21 protein-coding genes, 1 tRNA gene and 1 pseudogene are annotated in these 21,880 nt (G+C 41.9%); 8 read left to right on the top strand and 15 right to left on the bottom strand.

Annotation, left to right across the window (positions count from 1 at the left end; all coding sequences use genetic code 11):
- Window positions 1-235: 235 nt before the first annotated feature.
- Entirely contained in the window at window positions 236-598 is a 363-nt protein-coding gene (locus IM450_RS14765; protein WP_287669961.1) for a helix-turn-helix domain-containing transcriptional regulator, read from the bottom strand.
- Window positions 585-930, bottom strand: a pseudogene (locus IM450_RS22550) (type II toxin-antitoxin system RelE/ParE family toxin). The gene IM450_RS14765 and the pseudogene IM450_RS22550 overlap by 14 nt, the downstream one beginning before the upstream one ends.
- Before the next feature lie 246 nt (window positions 931-1,176).
- On the opposite strand from IM450_RS22550, the gene IM450_RS14755 reads away from it, so the two are divergent.
- Window positions 1,177-2,691 (top strand): SagB/ThcOx family dehydrogenase, encoded by a 1,515-nt coding sequence (locus IM450_RS14755; RefSeq protein WP_287669959.1) that lies wholly within the window; start codon window positions 1,177-1,179, stop codon window positions 2,689-2,691.
- Between the two features lie 94 nt (window positions 2,692-2,785).
- Here the strand turns inward: IM450_RS14755 and IM450_RS14750 are convergent, their stop codons facing one another.
- The 5 genes from IM450_RS14750 to dndD all read right to left on the bottom strand — a co-directional run bounded on the left by IM450_RS14750 (window position 2,786) and on the right by dndD (window position 8,940).
- The gene (locus IM450_RS14750) at window positions 2,786-3,703 is read right to left on the bottom strand and encodes a TauD/TfdA family dioxygenase (protein WP_287669957.1); all 918 of its coding nucleotides are present in this window, start codon (window positions 3,701-3,703) and stop codon (window positions 2,786-2,788) included.
- Complete coding sequence (locus tag IM450_RS14745; protein WP_287669955.1) at window positions 3,700-4,461, bottom strand: class I SAM-dependent methyltransferase; 762 nt, start codon at window positions 4,459-4,461, stop codon at window positions 3,700-3,702. Before IM450_RS14745 ends, IM450_RS14750 begins: the two co-directional genes overlap by 4 nt.
- Window positions 4,462-4,487: 26 nt before the next feature.
- A complete protein-coding gene (locus IM450_RS14740) occupies window positions 4,488-5,999 on the bottom strand; it encodes a cupin domain-containing protein (protein WP_002800239.1) in 1,512 nt (503 codons plus the stop codon).
- A 106-nt stretch (window positions 6,000-6,105) separates the two neighbouring features.
- Entirely contained in the window at window positions 6,106-6,504 is a 399-nt protein-coding gene (gene dndE, locus IM450_RS14735) for a DNA sulfur modification protein DndE (protein WP_002735106.1), read from the bottom strand.
- Window positions 6,505-6,954: 450 nt separating this feature from the next.
- The gene (dndD, locus tag IM450_RS14730; RefSeq protein ID WP_287669952.1) at window positions 6,955-8,940 is read right to left on the bottom strand and encodes a DNA sulfur modification protein DndD; all 1,986 of its coding nucleotides are present in this window, start codon (window positions 8,938-8,940) and stop codon (window positions 6,955-6,957) included.
- Window positions 8,941-9,314: 374 nt separating this feature from the next.
- Between dndD and IM450_RS14725 the strand changes: the two genes are divergently transcribed.
- Window positions 9,315-10,958: an alpha-keto acid decarboxylase family protein gene (locus IM450_RS14725; RefSeq protein WP_287669950.1), complete on the top strand. Its 1,644-nt coding sequence runs from the start codon at window positions 9,315-9,317 to the stop codon at window positions 10,956-10,958.
- 144 nt (window positions 10,959-11,102) lie between these two features.
- Window positions 11,103-12,476, top strand: a complete 1,374-nt coding sequence (locus tag IM450_RS14720) for an IctB family putative bicarbonate transporter (protein WP_287669948.1) — start codon at window positions 11,103-11,105, stop codon at window positions 12,474-12,476.
- A 1-nt stretch (window position 12,477) separates the two neighbouring features.
- On the opposite strand, the gene IM450_RS14715 is transcribed toward IM450_RS14720, so the two are convergent.
- Complete coding sequence (locus IM450_RS14715; RefSeq protein ID WP_287669946.1) at window positions 12,478-13,401, bottom strand: AAA family ATPase; 924 nt, start codon at window positions 13,399-13,401, stop codon at window positions 12,478-12,480.
- A gap of 254 nt (window positions 13,402-13,655) precedes the next feature.
- Here IM450_RS14715 and IM450_RS14710 point away from each other — a divergent pair, with 254 nt between their 5' ends.
- Both IM450_RS14710 and IM450_RS14705 read left to right on the top strand, forming a co-directional pair.
- Window positions 13,656-14,174: a hypothetical protein gene (locus IM450_RS14710; protein ID WP_002800223.1), complete on the top strand. Its 519-nt coding sequence runs from the start codon at window positions 13,656-13,658 to the stop codon at window positions 14,172-14,174.
- 6 nt (window positions 14,175-14,180) lie between these two features.
- A complete protein-coding gene (locus IM450_RS14705) occupies window positions 14,181-14,453 on the top strand; it encodes a hypothetical protein (RefSeq protein ID WP_043997626.1) in 273 nt (90 codons plus the stop codon).
- Here IM450_RS14705 and IM450_RS14700 read toward each other — a convergent pair.
- From IM450_RS14700 to rplS, 7 genes are all read right to left on the bottom strand, one after another.
- Window positions 14,450-15,373 (bottom strand): bifunctional riboflavin kinase/FAD synthetase, encoded by a 924-nt coding sequence (locus IM450_RS14700; protein WP_287669943.1) that lies wholly within the window; start codon window positions 15,371-15,373, stop codon window positions 14,450-14,452. The two genes, IM450_RS14705 and IM450_RS14700, sit on opposite strands and share 4 nt — an antisense overlap.
- Before the next feature lie 142 nt (window positions 15,374-15,515).
- Window positions 15,516-16,229, bottom strand: a complete 714-nt coding sequence (rplA, locus tag IM450_RS14695) for a 50S ribosomal protein L1 (RefSeq protein ID WP_002765993.1) — start codon at window positions 16,227-16,229, stop codon at window positions 15,516-15,518.
- Between the two features lie 55 nt (window positions 16,230-16,284).
- Entirely contained in the window at window positions 16,285-16,710 is a 426-nt protein-coding gene (gene rplK / locus IM450_RS14690) for a 50S ribosomal protein L11 (RefSeq protein WP_002735897.1), read from the bottom strand.
- 3 nt (window positions 16,711-16,713) lie between these two features.
- A complete protein-coding gene (gene nusG / locus IM450_RS14685) occupies window positions 16,714-17,331 on the bottom strand; it encodes a transcription termination/antitermination protein NusG (protein ID WP_002735925.1) in 618 nt (205 codons plus the stop codon).
- A complete protein-coding gene (gene secE, locus IM450_RS14680) occupies window positions 17,328-17,564 on the bottom strand; it encodes a preprotein translocase subunit SecE (RefSeq protein ID WP_002737505.1) in 237 nt (78 codons plus the stop codon). Before secE ends, nusG begins: the two co-directional genes overlap by 4 nt.
- Before the next feature lie 124 nt (window positions 17,565-17,688).
- Window positions 17,689-17,761, bottom strand: a tRNA-Trp gene (locus IM450_RS14675).
- Window positions 17,762-17,862: 101 nt separating this feature from the next.
- Window positions 17,863-18,225 (bottom strand): 50S ribosomal protein L19, encoded by a 363-nt coding sequence (gene rplS / locus IM450_RS14670; protein ID WP_002738040.1) that lies wholly within the window; start codon window positions 18,223-18,225, stop codon window positions 17,863-17,865.
- A gap of 843 nt (window positions 18,226-19,068) precedes the next feature.
- Between rplS and IM450_RS14665 the strand changes: the two genes are divergently transcribed.
- The 3 genes from IM450_RS14665 to IM450_RS14655 all read left to right on the top strand — a co-directional run.
- Complete coding sequence (locus IM450_RS14665) at window positions 19,069-19,491, top strand: hypothetical protein (RefSeq protein WP_287669940.1); 423 nt, start codon at window positions 19,069-19,071, stop codon at window positions 19,489-19,491.
- Between the two features lie 26 nt (window positions 19,492-19,517).
- The gene (locus IM450_RS14660) at window positions 19,518-19,913 is read left to right on the top strand and encodes a hypothetical protein (protein WP_002769767.1); all 396 of its coding nucleotides are present in this window, start codon (window positions 19,518-19,520) and stop codon (window positions 19,911-19,913) included.
- 65 nt (window positions 19,914-19,978) lie between these two features.
- Window positions 19,979-21,880: NACHT and WD repeat domain-containing protein (locus IM450_RS14655; RefSeq protein WP_287669938.1), on the top strand; the 1,902-nt coding region annotated here is incomplete at its 3' end.

Here is a 21,880-nt window from a genome sequence, read left to right as displayed (position 1 = left end):
CAGCACTTTTTCTCGGTCAATGATTAGGATAAGTTATAACTTAAAAGTTAATCAACAACTAAAGCTTATGCTTGTAGCTAAGTGAAATCATTGATTAAGAGACCTGTACTTTTCAATGACTTTTTCAGCAGACCCTATTTAGAAAAGGGGTTTCTGAAAGAACCCCCTTTTCTGTGTAGGGTGCGTTAAGCGGCTATCAATTTGTAATCAAAAAACCCAAACTACAAACTACAAACTACCCTGTAATCTTGATTGAACTAACAGCGTCATTTTCATGATTTATTTCTGGCATTTTTGGAGCGATCATTATCGTTAATTTCAATCCTAAAGCTTGAAGCCAAGAGGTTAGTTGATTCATGGCTTCAGGTGCAGGTTTTTGCATTAGTTCTTCCAATTGCTTGGCCTGAATTTTGATTTGTTCTGGTGTTAGATTTTGAGGTCTAAGGGCTTCTAGGACGTGATTAAACGCAAGTCTGAGTAATTCTGATTCAAATTCATATTCATCTCCCTCTAGATGAGTTTCCAAATAAACTGCTGCATAATGGGGATCTTTAAGGGATTCGATCAGGGAATCATGATAACTATCACTGATTGGCATTTTCTCGGCTCCTATAGTCTTGCCAATATTTTTGGGCTATTTCAATGTCTTTAGCTTGCGTTTTTTTATCTCCTCCACACAGGAGTAAGATAATTGTTGTTCCGATTTGTCCAAAGTAAACGCGATAACCAGAACCATAGTCTATTCGTAGTTCATAAACTCCTGCTCAAAGCTGATTTATAATCCCCTAAGTTACCTAAATTAACCCGGTTTAGGCGTTGAGCAATTTTAGTTTTAGCCTTAATATCCCGCAAAGAATCGAGCCATTGGGCAAAGGGAACTTTGCCGTCACTGGTAACATAACGTCGAATTTCTCTGGGTTGAGCCGCTATGGGATAATTATAGCAGTTATACTATTTTTCTAAAGTAATGGCAGATATGGTTAATTACCCTCACCCCCAACCCCCCACCCCCCTTATCAAGGGTAGGGTTGATTCATGAATCAACCCTACCCGACATCGTAGAGCAGGGGGGGGGAGAGGGGAGTATTTAGAAAACGGGTTTCTTTCAGAAACCCGTTTTCTAGGGGTGGGAGTATGTCAAACTAAAAAGTAAAGCTTAGACAGCCTATCTTTATCATGCCAGATCAGCCAATCTCGATCGCCCAATACTACCACGAGCGGACCAAATACGACCCCCAGACGATCGCCTCAAAAAGTAAAGGTCTTGATTGGAGTCAACAACCCTATCCCTTTAAAGAATACAAAATCGGTCAGACTTTCGATCTCAAACCCTACCTCTCCCGTCAAACAGTTCCCCAAAAAGGAGACTTTTGGCGACGTATATCGCGAATTTTGGGCTGTAGCTATGGTTTAACTGCCAAAATCGCCACTATGGGCAGTCCCTTGTACCTACGTTCCGCACCCTCTGCTGGTGGATTATACCCCGCCGAGGTCTATCTGATCTCTCGTGGCACGGAATTTTTACCCGCCGGTCTCTACAGTTACCAAGGTCAAAGTCACTCGCTGCTTTTATTCTGGGAAAGTGATGTCTGGACGAACCTACAATCTGCTTGTTTCTGGAATCCTGTTTTAGAAAATACCGATATCGCTTTAGTTACCAGTGCCATTTTTTATCGATCCGCTTGGCGCTACGAGGATCGAGCTTATCGGCGTATTTTCCTCGATACAGGGCATTTATTGGGCAATATTGAGCTATCAGCCTCGATTAATGACTATCGGGCCCATTTAATCGGTGGTTTTAACGATAGTCAGATGAATGAATTGCTTTATCTTGATTCCGAGAAGGAAAGTGTCATGACGGTGATTCCTTTGGCAGATCTGCTCAATATTCAGCAAAATCTCCCCCCTAGTACCACGGCACTACCTTCGGCAACCACGACTGTTTATCCCGAAATTCCCGAGGGAGAATTATTAAGCTCCCTACAGCGAGCCACTATCATAGCTACAGATGAGAAGATAGAAGCAACTGTTACTCCGTCTAATTGGGAAGATAAATATAATTTTCCTTTTTGTCTAAAAGTTTCCGTGACATCCCGTCCCGTCAATTGGGGGGAAGATTTAATTGATCTGGAAAGTACGATGCTTAAACGCAGATCTACCCGCGCTTATAGTGGCGCTAGTCTCAGTTTAGACGAATTGCGAGCGCTGCTGCATTTTACCTATCAACCCCAAGATTATGCCAGTCAAAATCTCGATCCCAATCCCGATTATTTTGCTCTAGATTTATTGGAAACTTTTATCGCTGTTTCGGCAGTAACTGGATTAGAGGAAGGCTGTTATTATTATGCTCCTAAAGCCCAAGAATTGCGGCAAATTCGCTTTAAAAATTTCCGGCAAGAGTTACATTATCTCTGTTTAGGTCAGGATTTGGGACGAGATGCGGCTGCTGTGGTTTTTCATACGGCGGATCTGTCAAAAGCAGTGGCTAAATATGGCGATCGAGTTTATCGTTATCTTCATGCAGATGCGGGCCATTTGGGACAGAGATTAAATTTAGCAGCTATTCATCTGGGGTTAGGGGTTAGTGGTATCGGTGGTTTTTTTGATGATCAAGTTAATGAAGTGTTAGGAATTCCCTCCGATGAAGCAGTTATCTATATCACTACTTTAGGCCGACCGAAAGTTTTTTAAGGTGAGTTTGACCCCCTGAAGGGGTGACAAGGAAGTTGAGGTCATTGTACTCTGTACTTTGACCGGTTCACTTTCTCTCTTGGACGTATTTTGTTTAAAGGTTAATCCAACTACGCACCATCTGTCGGGGTTTTCCTGAATTTTTAAAAGCGGTTCTATTGTGGCATAAAAAGCGATTATTAATGTAAAATATATCACCTTTTTTCATTTTGAAGCGGACTATATTTTCTGGTTTTGAAAAAAAGTCGTCGATGATGTCGAGTGTTTTTGTGATAGCTTCCGGTTGCGCTATTTCCAGTTTGGAGTAAGCGACTTCAATCCAGTATCGCATATAACGAAAAACCAGACCCCGAGAATCTGTTGAGAATAAGGGGAAATTATTCTTTTGAATAGCTTCTTGAGAATTAATCTCTCCAGGTGTAATCACATCCCGCGCCAAAGGTTCGTAAAGATAGGGAACTAGGTCTGTATGGTGTTGCCAGAAATATTGATACAAATTGGCGGCGTTTACTACAAGGGAATCTCCTCCCTCATCTGCGGCAGCAAGACACAGTAAGCCAACAAGATCAGGGAAGTAGTTTTTGGCTGTACTATCAGTATGATAGCCAGTTTCTGCATTCGTCATCGAAACGGGTATAGCTTCTTTAGTGTAATCCATTCCTCGATCGATTACATCAAAAAAATAGCCATAGCGGTGGTTTAGCAGTCCAAAAATACGAGAAATAAAAGCATAAATTAACCGCATTTCCGTTTCTGTTAATGCTGAATCTAATCGGAAAATAACTATTCCGGGTTCTAGGAGCAATTTCTCACGAAACGGCAGGAAAAAGTCAAGATTTTTATTAACTGTTTCCTGTGCTATTTCGTTGGGTTTGTCAAGCCATCTGTGATTGCTTGTTTTCAGTAAATCCAAGACTAATGATTTGGGTAAATGAAAAAATAGTTGAGAAGGATCGGGCAATTTTTTCCAAGTCAGTAATGAAATATTAGGATCAAAAATTGGTCTAATCATTTTTGAATCTTGAAGGCAACGTGAAGGGGAAGGTCAATGAGCGGAGTAAAAAATTCTGGGTCTAGTTCTAAATGTTCCTGATTAATTTTTAGTTCATAAACTTCTGGCATTTTTGTGAAGGCTGCTAAACGAAGAGATGTGAAGTAATCTTCCATAGTTTTATGAACACATTGCACGGCGACGGCTTTTCTATCTCGGCGCCAAATCTCACCGGGGAATAATTGATCGCGTCCGGAAAAATAGCCAGCTTCGGGTTTAAAATAAAAAGGAAACTTATCTTTTTTCAGAAAAGGTAAAGAGGGATGGGGGACGGCGAACAGGAAATATCCACCGAATTTCAAAAGTTGGTAGGCTTTCTGCATCGTGCTAATAGTTTCTGAAACATTTAAGTAGTTGAACAGAAACATAGCCAGAACTAAATCGTATTGTTCGGACTCAGTTACCCCAAAATCACGAATATCACCAGCTTCATAGGAAACATTAATAATCTGATGCTCGTTTTTTTGAATCAAGGCCTGCTCGATCATTTGTGATGAAATATCAATCCCATGAACATATTGAGCGCCTCGGTTAATTAACTCTCTTCCTACATAACCTTCCCCACAGCCTAGATCTAATATTTTCTTATTGACAATCGGTTCACATAAATCAATGACAAACGGACGAGCGGAGTAATCAGAAAGCAAAATCGGTTCTACTCGTTTCCAGTCTCCTGCGCTTTCGTCGTAAAGTTTTTTGGTTTCTTGTGTTGCTTTCATACCTATCTAACGTGATAAAATTTGCACTAATTTTGTTTTAGTCTAGCACTGTGCAAGTAATTACCCATAAAACTTTTACCAGTTAATCCGAAATCAGCTATCGCCAGAAAAACTAAATCTTCTTCTCCTAAGTTCACAGATTGATGCACGCACCAACGGGGAATAACAGCAAAAGTACCCGGTTCGACTTCGTTTTCATATTGATCAACAATAACTTTTCCTTGACCCTGAAGAAATACAAATACGGTTTCATGTGCGTGTCTGTGCATTTCATTCGCCTTTCCTGGCTTGACTATAACTAGGCGTGCATCTAAAACTTCTAGATCAAATGGCAGGCGAAATACGTTAAAATCAATATTGAGTTTATCAACCTTATTGTTGTATAAAGCCTCTAAGTTGCTGGCGCTGATTGTTGAAATAAGCTCCTTAGCTTCTTGCACATGAGTCAAGCTTTTTTGTTCATTAATTTTTTCGGTCAAGGCTCCCAGTCGCACTGTTTGAAAATCATGGTAAAGTTGTGATGCAAGCCTTAATATTGTTTGAGAGCATTGGCATTCATCAGATGGATTTTCAAGCCAATTTAACAAGTTCAGAACTTCTTCCTTGTGCTTTTCCCTTTGCATCCCGTATAGCAAAAGTGAACTCAATCCGGGTAGTAGTTTTTCCACTGGAACAGTAGATAAGTCTTCCGTCAATCCAATACGCACATCATTGATTTGATGCAATAAAAGTTCCTGTTCCTGATTAGACAGCTTTTTGCTTTTAATCATTTTAGTGAAAAGCGTAACAATCTTGGGTATGTCTGATGATGTCAAAGATTTATCTAGCGCCAACGCACGTTCATACATATTGTCCCAGTAAGCAGCACGTAGATCTAAGGCTTTTAACATTCCTTTCCGTAATTCCAGAACAGCCTGTTCGCCTTCACTGGCTAATTCCTTAGCAATTTCAACTAAAGTTAAGCTGTGTTCATCCTCCACTTCTGTATGTAAAGGAAAAAATACATATTGCTGCAAGGATAATGATGTATGGTTTTTAATCGCTTCAATAATGTGTTTGTAGATAAATTTAACAACAGATTCAGTCCCTAAACCTATGGCTCCAATAGCTTGGAGTGAGCTTCCATTCTGGAGCAGCGATAAGAATGATTCACGCCAGATTTCCACTTCAACACAAGGCGGTTGCCTGCTATCTACTCCCATCGCTTCTTGAAAACGCTTGAATAACTGTGGGTGAGGAATTTCCTGTACCCACTCGTCCTTAATACCTAATTTACGGATTGCTTCGAGATCTTCATGGTGTAGATGTCCGTTTTCTTCAGCTAAGTTCTTCAGCAGGTGATTTCGATGAGTGGGATTTTCTAGCTTTGATATTACTGCTGTTAAATAACGGGAAAACCAGTCACTATAAGCTCCGTATTGACTGGCAAAGTCTTTCATAACTTCATCAATATGTTGAAATTCTCCTTTTTCTAAAGCAAGTAAATACGGGTGATTAATCGCTCGATGGCTTAGTGCTTCCTCGATTAAATTTTCCATTTTTTCTCATCCCCCGATAGCCGCCCTCTTTTAAATACCATCACAAAATTGGCCAATTGTCAATAGCTTTTGAGATGCGCTCCCCCTAAAAACAGATCATTCTTGGTTAAGATTCTCTGAGATTTTCTCTCTCTAATTCGATTAAATTATCGATTTTTTTTAGCTTGGCATCCCCAGCAAGATAACCGATACCGCGATGTAAATGTAAGCGAAATTGTTGAGTTAGAGTTTCTTTATCGGTTCCTAATCCGTCTTGATGACAACGTTGTTTGAGGGCAATTAAGAAAATATCGGCCATTTCTCCCCCGAATACTTTCCAAGATAATTCTACATTGCTATCGGCAGGAATGGGAACGGGAGAGGGGAGACTCGGTTCGGCAAGGGAACGACAAAAAGCCCAACGACAGAGGATATTCCATTGGTCAATTTTGGTGTAGCGTTTTAATTTTATTAGGCTATCTTTGGCGGTTTGGGATAGTCGAAAACGTTCGATCGGTGATTCCATAATTTATAATTTTACCTCGAGCTGACTGATGATAAAATAGTTAGTCATTCTCAATCCTGTTTAATAGGATAGTGGGAAGTAGGGAGTTTTTTTCAGTGTTGCCAAAGGCACGGCGTAGCCGTCCAGTAAACAGTAATCAGTGAACTGATAACTCGCATCTGATAACTGATAAATGATAACTGATGAGTGCATCTCAAATTTGCAGAAATAACGACAATCGGCAATTATCAGTAACTCTTAAATTATTACAGATGTATCAGCAGCCGCGTGTAAGCATCCCACCGAAAAACTAATGCGCGGGGGGTTTGGGGGCGGCGCCACGCCCCCAACGGGGGGTTTGGGGGGTTCTACCCCCCAAAAGCTTGGATTGAGCGATAAAATCGAAAGTAAGGCCCGATGTCTCAAGTTAATTGGGGGAGAATTTCTTGGGAATTTATCTGAGTCATAATCTTACCAAAAGTAGCGATCGGGGTGAATAGTGGTTTGACGTTGTTGGGAATTGTATTCTAGCAGGTATTTTCGGGCGATTACTTCCTGTTCTTCTAATAAGAGTAGCTCATTTTGTCCAATTTCTGTATCGGTGGAAAGGAGGATAACTTGAGAGGAAGCGGCGGGAAAATAACGTTCAACTAAATTATGGCGATGGGAAGAATCTAAACGTCCGAGGGGTGTATCGATAGCGATGGGTAAATCTCGTCCGGAGACTCGCGCTAATCCCCACAAAAAAGCGATCGCTAATAGTTGTTTTTCTCCGGCAGAAAGACGGTGTTTAGGCACATTTTGTCCATCGGGACCAAAGAGAGATAGACCAAAAGTATCAGCATCGATCGCTATTTTCTGCACCAGATCGGACTTATGCAATAAATAACGAAAACATTCCGCCACTTCTCCCTCTAATCTATTTAATTTTTTTAAAGTTAAGCGTTCTTTAAATACTTTTAAAGTTTGCTGTGCTTTGACAATAGCATTGACGATGTGTTCGTTACTTTGGGATTCTAAAGCTTTCTCACTATAGGCAAATAATTCTTTTTTAGTCTTCTCAATTTTCTTTTTGATTTCTTCATAATTTTTGTGGCTTTGCTCGTATTCCGCTTGAGCATTTAAATACTTTTTCTGAGCGGTTTTTAAGTTATTACTCAGGGTTTCGTATTCTTCGGGAGAGGCTGCTACTGCTAATTCTCGCTCTAAATTATCTAAGTCAGCTTCCAGATTTCTTAATTGTTCCCTTGCTTGATGGGCGAGGTTAATTTGTGCCGGTAATTGATGGGTTAAGACTCGATTTAATAACTCGATCGCCTCCTCGTCTAAATCTAAGTAAGGAGTAATCAAACAATCGCTATCCTGAGCTAAAAACTGATTTTCTTGCTGTAAAAATTCTCTAATATTCTCTAATTGTTCTAAATTTAAATTCAGTTGTTCTAAATAAGCAAGTAACTTTTTATCTCTGGATTCTAAAACCGATTGAGCGACTTTAGCTGATTGAAATTGTAGCTCTTTTTCTCCCTGAATTTTAGCCGCTTCTAGGAGAGGAAAAATTAACTTTAATGGTAAAAATTCCCCCGCTAATTGACCTAAATATTCTCTCTGGTTATCTAGCTTCTTATCTAAATCCTTTTTTCTGCTCTCTAATTGACTTCTTTCGGCGGCAATTTTTCCGCCATCAATGCGAAATTTATCCGAGACTGCATCAAAATCATTTCTAACCAAATCTAAATTTTTTTGTTGAGTTTCCATCTCTTGCCGAGCCAATTCTAAATCTTCTTGGTACTGGGCTAATTTTTTCTCGATAGCTTCAATAGTTGCCAGTTCATTCTCTGCCGCTAATAACCGGCGCTTGCGACTAGCTAAAATATCAAGATCAACTGCTAATCTTTCCGCTAATTCTAACCCTAATAAAGTCTGCATCGAATCCTTAACACTGTCAGGAGGTACATCCTGTTCTGCCAATTCTTTTACCTGTTCCCCATCAAATAAAAACAGGTTAGAAATACCCAAAGGTAATAAATTTTCAATATATTCATCCCAAGTATTAGCTAAGGCGGGATCGGGCCAATCTTCATCTAAAATACCGAGGGTATCCTTACCATCTTTGGGCTGTTTTGTCCAGTATCTAACGATACGATATTGTCGCCATTGTTCATTAACTAGATGTTCAAAAGCCAGTTCAATTCTAGCTTGATCGATGAGGGAAGCTTGATGATTAACTGCTTGACTGAGAAACTCGGCATAACTTAAATTATTGCGAGTAGAACATTTAGCCCGCGCACCGTACAAAGCCAAACGAATCGCATCCATTAAAGTAGTTTTGCCGCCGCCATTCATGCCTCCCAAAAGGATAATTGGACAGGGATTGTTGTCTTTTTCGGGACGTAAATTAATCACTTGACGACCGGCGTAGGGACCGAAATTTTGCAAAACTAATTCAGTAAAAATCATTAACAGTCAGCCTTAGTTAAGTCGAAAGTTTTAGGGAATCTCCTGTAAAAATTATACCAGAAAAAGTGCCGCAGATATTTTTTTACACCCCAGAGAAAAACCCCAGATTTTATACTATAGCATTGATCACCATCGCCTAGATATAATTAGGGTCTGCGGAAAAAACTCTAAGATCCCCCCGCCTGTCGGCACCCCCCTTATTAAGGGGGGCAGGGGGGATCGAGTGCAAAACCTATCTTCTATTTAATTGCAAACAGCTACTTAATTAAAGTCTGCTGATTGTTACTTTCCAGTTTATTACTGGGCATGAGCCTATTTTTTGAAAAAATCGTTATGATCGGCGTGAAAGTGCCAACACAGGGGAGAAAATTGCTATGATCACAATCGGCGAATATTTATGCCAGTGTCTCCATAGTTTAGGGGTTAATCATATTTTTGGGGTGCCGGGGGATTATGTCCTCGATTTGATGGATGTTTTGGTGGAAAGTCCGATCGAATTAGTTTGCACCTGTAATGAGCTTAACGCGGGTTATGCCGCCGATGCCTACGCGCGAGTCAAAGGTATGGGCGCTGTCTGTGTCACCTACGGTGTTGGGGGATTTAGCCTCGTTAATGCTGTGGTCGGTGCTTACGCTGAAAGAGTTCCCTTGGTGGTAATTAGTGGGGCTTCCGATCGCTCGATTCGCCGGGATAATTTATTATTACACCACACCACGGGCGATTATAATCTGCAATTGTCCATCATGGAAAAAGTCACGGCTGCTTCAGTTATTCTCACTAATTCTGCCCAAGCAGCCAGTCAAATCGATCAAACTTTAGCCGCTTGTTTGCATCACAAACGTCCCGTGTATATCGAAATTCCCCGGGATCTAGTCTATCGTCCCTGTATCCCCTCAGAAAAGCCAATTTATTTAACCGATAATCTCACGGATGCCGCCGCTTTAGAAGAAGCCATTGAAGAAGCGGCTTTTTTATTAGAAAAAGCGGAAAAACCAATTATTTTAGCAGGGGTAGAATTCCATCGGTTTAAACTCCAGGATAAGTTGCTGAAACTTTTAGAAGTAACGGGTTATCCCTTAGCCACCACTATTTTAGGTAAGTCGTCAATTTCGGAAATGCAGCCGCAATTTATCGGCACTTATGTGGGGGCATTAAGTCGCGAATACGTTAGTCAACGGGTGGAAAATGCCGATTGTGTCCTCTGTTTAGGGGCGATCATGTCCGATATGAATTTAGGGGGATTTACGGCTAATTTAAATCCCAATAATTTGATTAATGCCAATTCCGAGAAAGTAAAAATTAAACATCACTTCTATCAACCAGTATTCCTAGGGGATTTTATCGATGGTTTAATTGATAAGCTAAGTCACAAAGAAGCAGCTACACTAGAGATTAAACCTGCGGCCGAATTGAAGAATTTAGAATTCATCGCCGTGCCGGAGCAAAAATTAACTAATGCTCGTTTTTATGAGCGAATGAATCATTTTATCGCTCAAGAATCTTTTGTTATTTCTGATACAGGGGACGCAATTATTGCCACAATTGATTTATTAATGCCCCAAAAAACCGACTTTATTGGTCAAGCATTTTATCTCTCTATTGGTTATTCAATTCCCGCCTGTTTAGGAGTAGCTTTTGCCGCACCAAATACTCGTCCTATCGTCTTTGTGGGTGATGGTGCTTTTCAAATGACCGCCCAAGAACTTTCGACAATTATCCGTCACCATCTCAATCCAATTATCTTTTTAATTAACAATGATGGTTACACGATCGAGCGGGTAATTCAGGATAATATTTATAATGATCTACAACCGTGGAAATATCACCAATTACCGGCAGTATTTAACGGGGAAAGTTGGAGTTGTCAAGTCAGGACAGAAGGGGAATTAGAAAAGGCTTTATCGATTGCCCAGGGTAACATCGATCGCCTATCATTTATTGAAGTACATCTCGATCGTTTTGACTGTTCCCAAGGCTTAACTCGTTTAGGTCAAGCTTTACGTTCACCCCATACTTAGACTGGTTATGCTATCCGGTTTTGACTGTGTGAAGCTGCCCTAAGACACCAGACTGAAACTCTTTTCGCTCCCAAGAGTCAACAATTAAGATACAATCGGTATCTTAATCAAAGTTTGCCGGTGACAACCGCAACTAAAAACAATATGAATGCTTTTTGGAAACAAATCACCCTACTGAACTTTTCCCCCGCTTCTTGGTCAAAATATAGCTATCTGCATCGTTTCGTCGGCCTTTTTAGTCAATGGCGACAGGGTAGCCGGTTTGTGGAGTGGACAGAACTGATGGGTGCGCTGTTAATCTCTCTCCTTATCGCCACTGCGCCGTTTTTCTCCACCAGTCAAATTGGTTTTTTATTGTTAGCAATAGCGGGTTATTGGCTACTCTTAACCCTTGTGGATGAAGGCAAAATCGGGGTGACACCGATTCATATTCTAGTGCTTTTATACTGGGGAATTGCCACGGTTTCTACGGCTTTTTCTCCCGTTAAAACCGCAGCTTTGGAAGGATTAATTAAATTAACTCTCAATCTAATCTTTTTTGCTTTTACCGCCCGAATCATGCGCTCACCACGCCTAACAAATTGGATTCTGACTACTTTAGTTTTAACCGCCTTAGCAGTGAGCGTTTACGGCATTCGCCAGCAAATTTTTGGTGCGGAACAGTTAGCAACGTGGAACGATCCCACCTCAGAATTAGCGGGGGATACTAGGGTTTATAGTTATCTCGGTAATCCTAATTTATTAGCTAGTTATTTATTACCCGGTATTGCTTTTAGCGGTGCAGCCTTGTTTGTGTGGCAGGGATGGCTACCGAAAATTTTAGCGGCTTTATTAACTTTAGCCAATGCCGCTTGTTTATTTTTTACCGAGAGTCGTGGCGGTTGGATTGGTTTGATGGTCTTAGGAATTGTCTTCTTATTGCTATTATTTTATTGGTTCAAAAGTTATCTACCGTTATTTTGGCAAACATGGCTTTTACCCTTAGTTTTAGGGGGTTTAGCCGTGGTGGTTTTAGGGGCGATTTTATTGGTGGAGCCGCTGCGAATTCGGGTGATGAGTATTTTTGCTGGCCGGGAAGATAGTAGTAATAACTTTCGGATTAATGTTTGGGATGCAGTTATCCGCATGATTCAAACTTATCCGCTTTTGGGCATCGGACCGGGTAATGATGCTTTTAAGAAAATTTACCCACTATTCATGAAGCCAAAATACACGGCTTTAAGTGCCTATTCTGTGCTATTAGAAATCATGGTAGAAACGGGAATTATTGGTTTTACCTGTTTCCTCTGGTTATTAGTCACAACTATCGGCCAAGGCATCCATCAAATTAAACTTTTACGCGATAAAATGGATAGTCAAGGCTTTTGGTTAATCGGGGCAATTGCCGCTATGGCCGGAATTCTTGCCCACGGTTTTTTTGATACAGTTTGGTATCGTCCCCAAGTTAGCACCCTATGGTGGTTAGTTTTGGGTTTAATTGCTAGTCGTTGTTATTCCCCCGCTAGGGATTTAAAGTAGTTCAGGCACAGATGCGATCCTCGATCGCCACCGATTGCAGAAGTCTTTCCACGATAACTTTAGCTTGACGACCGTGACTAGGAATCAGACGATGGCAGAAGACGTAGGGAGTAATCAGCTTAACATCATCGGGGATAGCATAATCGCGACCTTCGAGGAAAGCGTAAGCTTGAACTGCTTTTTGCAAAACCACACAACCCCGGGGACTGACTCCTAAACTAATATCTTCATGATCACGGGTAGCGCGGACTAAATCGACGATATATTGCTGTAAAGCAGGAGCTACCTTGACCAGACTGACTAATCTTTGCAATTCTCCCACCTGTTCTAAGGAAATACAAGCTTCTATGGATTTAACCGCCTCTTGAGAATGCTGTCTTTGTAACATTTTTAATTCTTCTGCTGCGCTGGGATAACCCAAACTTAGGCAAACGGCAAAACGGTCCATTTGTGCTTCTGGAAGCGGAAAAGTGCCTTGATATTCGATCGGGTTTTGGGTGGCGATAACAAAGAAAGGTTGGGGGACCGGCCGCGCTTCTCCATCGACGGTAACTTGTTTTTCTTCCATGACTTCTAGAAGTGCCGATTGGGTGCGCGGGGTGGCCCGGTTGATTTCATCGGCCAACAGGACGTTAGCAAAAGCGGGGCCGGGGATAAATTCAAATTCGCGACTGTTGGGGTTCCAAATCGTCGTTCCCGTGATATCACTAGGGAGGAGGTCAGGGGTGCATTGTACCCGTTGGAAACGACCGTTAATTGAACGCGCTAAGGATTTGGCTAACAGGGTTTTGCCGACTCCGGGGACATCTTCGAGGAGAGCGTGACCACCACTGAGCAAAGCCACCAGCACAATGCGAATCGATTCGGTTTGGCCGACGATGCTCTGGCTCAAATTTTCCATCAAAATATCAATAGCGTCTCTCATAGCACAAATGGGGTATTCTGTCAAGAAGATTAATGTTAAGTTTTCTTGATCTTAACGATTCTTTTCCTAATTTGCCCACACTAGCGAGGAAAGTTGACAGACAATGGCGGTAATTTTTCTGCTAGGGAGCTAATCGGGGTTAGGGTGGCGAGCATAGAGAAAATTAGTTAAGAATTGTTGCCAGTGGGCGAAATCAAGATTTTAAGTCGGTTCAGTACGGTAAAATCGAGAAGAATTTCTCTTAATCAGTGAAGATGAAAGCTAGTTCGCTCGTTTTTAGTCTTGTTTTAGGAATCGCTGCCAGTACATTAACCAATAGTTTACCCGAAAATTTGACTTTCAATTCTCGGAAAATATTGGCTCAAGATCAGGCTCCTTCCTGTCCCCTTCCTCCAGATCTTGCCATCACTTTTCGCAATAGTGAATGTCAGGCAGTTACCCTAGAAAAACCCCAGACTTTTTTCCGTTATTATAGTGACGAAAATAGCAAAAAAGGTCGTTTTCTGACCACGGATCAATATACCACCAATGTGGAGGTGATCAGAAATTTAGCCCTCGATCAAAAGTGGAATCCTCCCAATCAAGCGACTAAAGTAGTATCGGTGACTTTACCTGCGGGAACAACGGTTTATCAAGGAATTGTTGCCCCCCAGAATCCGGCTGATTGTTATCCCGGTGGTGGTCAGCAAACTTTTATTAAAGACTCGCGAGATGCCAATATACAATGGGGAGAGGGGCGAGCAATAACGGTTACATCTCTTTCCTGTCGCTAGAATATTATGGAAACGAACATGAGGGAATTAATTCAATCAATTGACCAAGCTATTACCGTGGCCGAACAGATGCGGGAAACAAAAATATCGACTCGGATTGAGGGTTTAATTTCTGTCCTGAAAACCATCAAAAGTCAGGCTTTAGCTGGTCAATTACCACCGTCTCAAGGCATTGTTACCCTAGGATTAGCGCGAGAAGTAGCTGATTGGATCGATTCCCTCGATTCTCCTTTATTGAAAGCGGTGGGTAAAGTGGAAAGAGAATACCAAAAATATTAGCAGTTGTCAGTTACAGAAGTTAGAATTAATCGAGAGCGATCGCAGTCTATCTCGATCTGATTTTTTAATCGATCGAGAGAATTAAATTTCTGTTCTGGTCGCAGAAATTGCACTAAATCCATCGTTAAAATGCGATCATATACATTGCCCGACCAATCCAATAAATGGATTTCCACACTGATAGTTTTTCCCTCGATTGTGGGACGATAACCGATGTTCATAACTGCCGGTAAGCGAGAACCATCAAGAGGCACCCAACCGCAATAAACCCCCAGTCGCGGCAATAATTTATCGGGAGGAACCTGTAGATTAGCGGTATGAAAACCTAATGTTCTGCCCAGTTGTTGCCCGACGACCACGCGACCGGTTAAACTATAGGGACGACCTAACATTTGCCCAGCTTGCTCAACGTTTCCTGCTGCCAAAGCTTGACGAATTAGGGAACTACTAATCCGACCCGCCCCACAGTTTTTTAAACCAACAATCTCGACTTTAATATTAAATTGAGAGGCGATCTGTAATAAATCTTCGGCTGTACCTTGACGACGATAACCGAAGCGAAAATCTTGACCAACACTGATCGATTTAGCCTGTAATTTTTCTACTAAAATCTGTTCGACAAAAGCCAAGGGAGTCAGGGAAGCTAATTGAGCAGAGAAAGGCAGTAAAACTAATTGTTTAACGCCTAAATTCTCCAAAACCTCCACCTTTTCCCCTAGAGGAGTTAATAACTGCCATTTTTCCCCCGTAAAAAATTCCCGCGGGTGGGGAGTAAAACTAACAACGGTGGGATAAGCGGGGCTATCCTGAAAAATTGGCTGTAGGACGGTTTGATGACCTAGGTGCAAACCATCAAAGTTACCAAGAGCGATCGCACTAGGGGCTAAAATACGGGTATTAGGGGAATCTACAATCCACACGCTGGCTTTAGGAACAGATACAAGAGAACAATTCAAGCGATTAATCTTGAGTGTAGCCTTTTGATTCTATATCAATCGGGCGATCAAGCTAAAAAAACACCCCCAATTACTTGGAGGCTTTTTCAAAGAAAAATAACTGTCATTAACCTTCGGCTAATTTCAGATCCCGCAGGGTGCTAATATCCACTTGAATCGATGGCCCCATGGAGGAAGAAACGTAAACTGTGCGCCAGTAACGCCCCTTGGCCCCAGAAGGACGGTTTCTGTCCACCGTTTCCTGTAAAGCTTTCAAATTAACTAACAAATCCTCAGCACTAAAAGAAGCTTTACCAAATTGAACGTGAACGATCCCGGTGCGATCGGCCCGGAATTCCAATTTACCCGCTTTGAACTCAGAGATTGCCCCCGTTAAATCCGTGGTTACGGTTCCCCCTTTCGGTGAAGGCATTAAACCCCGTGGACCAAGTTGACGACCTAATTTCGCCACTTTCGGCATCATATCGGGGGTGGCGATTAACACCTCGAAATCCATCATCCCCTTGGCGATTTCTTCGATTAATTCTTCCGAACCAACGATATCGGCCCCGGCGTTGTTCGCTTCCTGTACCTTTTCCCCGCGAGTAATGACCGCTACTCGCACCGTGCGTCCGGTTCCTTTGGGTAAACTTACCGTTGTCCGCAGTTGTTGGTCGGTATATTTAGGATCGATGCCTAAACGAATATGAGCTTCGGCGGTTTCGTCGAATTTCGCCGTCGCTAATTCCTTTAATAATGTTAGTGCCTCTAATGGCTCGTAGGCTTTATTTTCTACCTTAGCCTGGGCATCTCGCAAACGTCGTGAAACTTTTTTTACCATCTGATTTGTTGCTCCTTGGGTAATAACGAAGCTTAACTTCTCCCCGTAATAAGATTTAGTCTGAGATCTTGACACCCATATTTCTGGCCGTTCCCGCCACAATATTCATGGCCGCTTCGATGTCGTTAGCGTTAAGATCGGGCATTTTAGTTTGGGCGATTTCGCGTAATTGGTCGCGGGTAATGGTGGCGACAAATTTCTTGTTAGGTTCGTTGGAACCTCTTTCCACACCAGCCGCTTTACGGATGAGAACGGAAGCGGGGGGAGTTTTGAGGACAAAGGTAAAACTCCGATCCTCAAAAACGGAGATTTCCACAGGGATGATCATCCCGGCCTGATCGGCGGTTTTAGCGTTGTAATCTTTACAAAACGCCATAATATTTACCCCGTGTTGACCCAAAGCAGGACCGACCGGAGGAGCAGGGTTAGCCTTACCAGCAGGTAAAGCTAGTTTAATAATTGCGACGACTTTTTTAGCCATGATTTAGTTTTGTTTTTCGACTTGATTAAATTCCAATTCGACCGGGGTATCCCGACCAAAAATGGAGAGCAGGGCCTTGAGTTTGCCGCGCTCGGGACTAACTTCGATCACTTCCCCTTCAAAGTCCTTAAATGGACCGGATAGGACTAAGATTTGATCGCCAACTTCCATATTGATTTTGACGACCGGTTCTTGAATCTGAGCTTGTTTGAAGATGCGATCAACTTCTGACATACTCAAGGGTAGCGGGGTGACGTGACCGCGGCCGCGTCCGTAGTGCCGTTTTTGTTCGGCCCCGACAAAGTTGATCACATGGGGGGTGTTTTTCACCACCTGCCAAGCGTCATCATCCATGATCATTCTGATCAGGACATAACCCGGGAAGACTTTTTCCTCGCCGTGTTGCCGTGAACCATCCTTGCGGACTTTGACGGTGGCCGCTTGGGGAATCTGGACTTGCAGAATGCGATCGGCCACATCGAGGGTGTGGATGCGCTGTTCCAAATTAGCTTTGACCCGTTTCTCACAACCGGAAGCCACCTGCACGGCATACCAACGGGGTTTTTTCGGTAGGCCGCTAAGATTGAGTTCTTCGGGAAACTGCTCTTCTTCTAGATTCATGGGAACACCTTCCCCGCACCCCAGGCAAAGAATTTATCGATTAGATAGATGAGAGTGGCTACCAAAGTCACCATTAACATCACCGCCGCCGATTCGCTCAAAAGTTGCTGACGGGAAGGCCAGACGACTTTGGCGAGTTCTTCTTTGGTTTCATTGACGAATTCCTTGACCTGAAAGGAGCTTCCCTCTTTCTTGTCGCTCGCGTCTTTTTCTAGGGTTTCTTTTTTGGCCACGATCGCTACTCCTTAAAATGATACTCAAGCTATCCTTAACTTATCATTTTCACCGGACAACCCACACTAACCCCCAGACATTTAGATCATGTCCTTTGCAATTATCGGCTTGGTGATTACCAAACGCGCCCTGGAGGACTTGAACCCCCGACATCAGGTTTTGGAGACCTGCGTTCTACCAACTGAACTAAGAGCGCCCATTCGCTAAACTATTGGGCTTTTTTAAGGCCTTTATTTATTATAGCGTAGTTGTTGGCGATTAAGCAACTTTCTTGGTTAGGCTGTCGCCGGAAATTTTTTAGAGAGGGCGATCGAAACGTTCTTGGACCCTGGTGGCTTTGCCAACCCGATCGCGCAGGTAGTAGAGTTTCGCCCGACGTACTTTACCACGACGGATGATCTTGATACTGGCAACCCGGGGCGAGTGGAGCAGGAAAACTCTTTCTACTCCCACACCCTGGAAGACTTTGCGTACTGTAATCGTTTCGTTGATACCGCCATGGCGTTTGGCGATGACAATACCCTCGTAGGGCTGAATCCGCTCTTTATCTCCTTCAACGATTCGCACCCCTACCCGGATCGTGTCACCGACATGGATAATGGGCAGATCGCTCTTGAGATACTCGGCTTCGATTGATTTGATAATCTCTTCCGTTTTCATCGGCTTTCGTAAAACTGACAATTTACTATCATACCATATTTTTTTAAGTACAGCCTTTCTCGTCTAAATGAAATATGCTCTAAACGGGATTAGGGACTTGCGCTTTGATAATGTATCTTTTGGGCGAACGCAGTTCGCCCCTACATTGTGGACAAAATCCGTTACTGTAGAAGTGCCAGGAACCTGCGCCCTCCGATCGATCAAGTGTGCTGATCACCCTAAGTAGGGGGAAGTCCTTCGAGAGTCCCCGCAGCTAAGGGACTTACGCTTTGATAATATGCTATCTGGCTGGTCTGATTCTTCTACAGAGCGATTTTCTGGCTGGGATATTATTCCCAAGCAAGTCCCCCACGTCCAGCTTATCGAAAATTTGGGTTAAAACCCCGTCCTTTTAGGACGGCTTTAAGCTACAATGGAAAAAGCGATAACCAAGCTAAAAACTGAACCTTGACCACAGATAGTAGGGGGTTTCGTTCAGAAAAGAAGTCAAATTCGGCCTTGAACGAGTAAAACTTTCTAGGAAATAAGGTTGAACATTAGATTTTTTCGACTTGTTCAAAGTGGCCGGAGGGCATTCGGACACTCAAAACGGACGTGGAGAAAGTGTCAGACTTAAGCAATTAAGCGTTTTTCGGTGAAGCGTCAACCCCGTTCAGCGACCACCCTAAAAAAGTGGCGTGGTGAGGAATCGCCGTCCGTTTTACGGCGGCGAGGATGTCAAAGTAGTAGCCAACAACCCCGACGAGCAATCCATTTGCGCCCAATACCTGCGCCATAATCGCGTCAGATACTTTGCTTTGATCTAAGATTGAGTCAGCAATATCTAATTTGGAGTCTCAGGCAATGGAACCGATTTCTCTAATTCTCGCTGCGTTGGCTGCTGGTGCGGTTGCTGCTGCTAAGGATACGGCAGGAACAGCGGTTAAGGATGCTTATGAGGGTTTAAAAGCGTTGATTAAGAAGAAATTTGCAGAAAAAGGGAAAACAGATGATAGTGATATCGTCGATAAACATGAGAAAAAACCAGATTCAGAGGGGGTAAAAACACTGCTCAAAGAAGAGTTAATTGAAGCAAAAATTGATAGAGATGCAGAGGTTATTAAGACAGCAGAAGCATTACTTAAGCAATTAAAACCTGAAGAATTTGCCGCAGGTAAGTATAATATTAATGTTGGTGGTGATATTAAGGGAATGGTGGGAGATGGTACTTTGAAGGGAATTGCAGGAGATATTAGTGGTGGAAATATTAGTCAGAAGATTAATTAGTTGAGGATTATTTAGGAGGGAAATTTATGTCAATTACTGTTGAGGTAGAACTTAAAGATTTTCTAATTCAAATCAATCAAAAGTTAGACAATCTTCAAAAAGATGTTACTGATATTAAGATTGAACTTAGTGAAGTTAAAGGTGAAATTAAGCGTCTGGAGGGAAAAATTGATGGTGTCGAGAAGCGTCTGGAGGAAAAAATTGATGGTGTCGAGAAGCGTCTGGAGGAAAAAATTGATGGTGTCGAGAAGCGTCTAGAGGAAAAAATTGATGGTATTGAGAAGCGTCTAGAGGGAAAAATTGATGGCGTGGAAAAGCGCTTAGAGAATCAAGAGTTCGTCAGTCGAGGGATTTTAGTTGCTTTAATTGTAACGATTTTAGGCGGTTTGGCTAAATTGTTTGGTTTAGTAGGAAGTCCTTAAAGAGTGCTAATTCTAAAACTGCAATTTAAAGTTAACTTGAAAAGAATAATTTTGGGGTAGCAAAAATGACTGATAAAAGTTATTATTTAGAAATAGGGGGTGATGTTAAAGGTCTTATTGGTGATGGTGAATTTAAGGGAATTGCGGGTGATATTAGTGGCGGTGTAATCAATCAATATATTATCACCCAAAAGTCAGGAGTTGAGATTCAAGCTCAAACTTTAATTACGGGTTCACCTTATTTGGGTTTAAGGAAGTTTGAGGTAGATGATAAGGATAGGTTTTTTGGGCGAGATAATTGGATTATTGAGTTAACCGATTATTTAAATCAAAAGAATGTTTTATTGCTTTTAGGTGCGTCGGGAAGTGGTAAGTCTTCTCTCGTGCAAGCGGGTTTAATTCCTAAGTTAAAGGATAATTTGGGTGCGAATAAATTGGTTAATTTAACTTTTGTTCCTGATGTTAATCCCTTTGAGTCTTTTTATGGTTGTCTTTTGGCAAATAGATATAAACAATACCAAGCGAAATTAGCACAAGCTGTTAAGGAAGATACTTTAATTAAGGTGGTTGAAAGATTAAAAAATAATTCTGATTTATGGTTTATTTTTATTGACCAATTTGAGGAATTATTTACTCGTACACCGAAGACGGAAAGAGATATTTTCATTAAAAGTTTGATTAAATTAATTGAAAATAATGATAGTTTAGTTAAAATTGTGATGACGATAAGGGCGGATTTTTTAGATAAATTAAGTCCTTATCCCAGTTTAGGAAAAATCCATGATCAGTATAGCAAGATGTTAATAGATATGGATGAAAGTGATTTAAGATTAGCTATTGCTGAACCGGCGGCGAGAAATGGTGTAATTTTTGAAAAGGGATTAATTAATCAAATTATTGCCGATTTTTATGAACAGGCTGGCTCTTTACCTCTGTTACAATATACGCTAGATTTATTGTGGCAAAAAAATCATATTCAAGAGCGGGTTTTAAATATTAAGATTTATCAAGAGATTGGTGGGGTAACGGGTGCGCTAGAAAAACAAGCGGATAAAATTTATAGTCAATTTAATGAACAGCAACGGAAAGCAGCAGAGGAAATTTTTCTAGAGTTAATTAGTTTAGAAGGGAAAGAAGCAGTTAGCAGAAGGGCGGATAAATCGAGTTTTGAACAGGAGGAAATGCAAAAGGAGGTTCTCTATCAATTGATAGATAATCGTCTGTTGGTGAGTAAGGGAGAAGACGGGAAAGCAACGGTTGAGGTGGCACATGAAGAATTGTTGCGGTGTTGGCAAGTGTTACAGGATTTAATTCGAGAAAAGGAGGAGATAATTGTTCTGAGAAGTCGTTTATATGCTGATGCTAAACAGTGGGATGATTTACAGAAGCAAGATGCAGTAAAAGCGAGTAGTGAGCTTTGGGGAGGTTCTAAGTTAGCCAAAATTGTTGAGTTTCAAAAGAATAATTCTCTGCCTAATTTAGATCCTGTGGCGATAGAGTTTATTAAGGCGAGTATTAGTCAAGCAGAACGACAAAAAAACGAAAAAATTAGAACAGCGCGAAGGATTGCGGTGGTTTCTTTGGTGGCGGTGGTGGTTAGTAGTAGTTTGGGTTGGATGGCTTGGCAAAAAACCAGACAAGCAGAATTTAATCAAGCTGAGTCTCTTGGTAGATATTCCTTATCTCTATTGAATGAACATAAAAACTTGGAGGCTTTCGTCGAAGCGATTAAAGCGGGAAAAATTCTACAAAAGCAGCAGACGTACAACAAGGAGGTGACTAATGCCTTACAGGAACTTCTCAACCGCAAAAGTGAACGCAATCGCTTAGAGGGGCATGATGACTTTGTCCAGAGTGTTAATTTTAGTCCCGACGGCAAGACTTTGGTGAGCAGTAGTGGTGACAACACCATCAAACTCTGGAATGTAGAAACAGGCCAAGAAATCCGCACCCTCAAGGGGCATGAT

Source organism: Microcystis sp. M083S1 (assembly GCF_020246405.1).
Taxonomy (GTDB): Bacteria; Cyanobacteriota; Cyanobacteriia; order Cyanobacteriales; family Microcystaceae; genus Microcystis; species Microcystis aeruginosa_C.
Note: the sequence above shows the minus strand (reverse complement) of the source record. Positions and strands in the feature narration are given on the sequence as shown.

Bases quoted from the DNA above. Each gene is read 5' to 3' on its own strand.
- IM450_RS14705 (WP_043997626.1), top strand. From the start codon at position 14,181: ATGGAAACGAACATGAGGGAATTAATTCAATCAATTGACCAAGCTATT.
- IM450_RS14725 (WP_287669950.1), top strand. From the start codon at position 9,315: ATGATCACAATCGGCGAATATTTATGCCAGTGTCTCCATAGTTTAGGG.
- IM450_RS14660 (WP_002769767.1), top strand. From the start codon at position 19,518: ATGTCAATTACTGTTGAGGTAGAACTTAAAGATTTTCTAATTCAAATC.
- IM450_RS14745 (WP_287669955.1), bottom strand. From the start codon at position 4,461: ATGAAAGCAACACAAGAAACCAAAAAACTTTACGACGAAAGCGCAGGA.
- rplK (WP_002735897.1), bottom strand. From the start codon at position 16,710: ATGGCTAAAAAAGTCGTCGCAATTATTAAACTAGCTTTACCTGCTGGT.
- nusG (WP_002735925.1), bottom strand. From the start codon at position 17,331: ATGAATCTAGAAGAAGAGCAGTTTCCCGAAGAACTCAATCTTAGCGGC.
- IM450_RS14750 (WP_287669957.1), bottom strand. From the start codon at position 3,703: ATGATTAGACCAATTTTTGATCCTAATATTTCATTACTGACTTGGAAA.
- dndD (WP_287669952.1), bottom strand. From the start codon at position 8,940: ATGATTTTTACTGAATTAGTTTTGCAAAATTTCGGTCCCTACGCCGGT.
- IM450_RS14755 (WP_287669959.1), top strand. From the start codon at position 1,177: ATGCCAGATCAGCCAATCTCGATCGCCCAATACTACCACGAGCGGACC.
- IM450_RS14715 (WP_287669946.1), bottom strand. From the start codon at position 13,401: ATGAGAGACGCTATTGATATTTTGATGGAAAATTTGAGCCAGAGCATC.
- IM450_RS14665 (WP_287669940.1), top strand. From the start codon at position 19,069: ATGGAACCGATTTCTCTAATTCTCGCTGCGTTGGCTGCTGGTGCGGTT.
- IM450_RS14710 (WP_002800223.1), top strand. From the start codon at position 13,656: ATGAAAGCTAGTTCGCTCGTTTTTAGTCTTGTTTTAGGAATCGCTGCC.
- IM450_RS14720 (WP_287669948.1), top strand. From the start codon at position 11,103: ATGAATGCTTTTTGGAAACAAATCACCCTACTGAACTTTTCCCCCGCT.
- dndE (WP_002735106.1), bottom strand. From the start codon at position 6,504: ATGGAATCACCGATCGAACGTTTTCGACTATCCCAAACCGCCAAAGAT.
- rplA (WP_002765993.1), bottom strand. From the start codon at position 16,229: ATGGTAAAAAAAGTTTCACGACGTTTGCGAGATGCCCAGGCTAAGGTA.
- rplS (WP_002738040.1), bottom strand. From the start codon at position 18,225: ATGAAAACGGAAGAGATTATCAAATCAATCGAAGCCGAGTATCTCAAG.
- IM450_RS14740 (WP_002800239.1), bottom strand. From the start codon at position 5,999: ATGGAAAATTTAATCGAGGAAGCACTAAGCCATCGAGCGATTAATCAC.
- IM450_RS14765 (WP_287669961.1), bottom strand. From the start codon at position 598: ATGCCAATCAGTGATAGTTATCATGATTCCCTGATCGAATCCCTTAAA.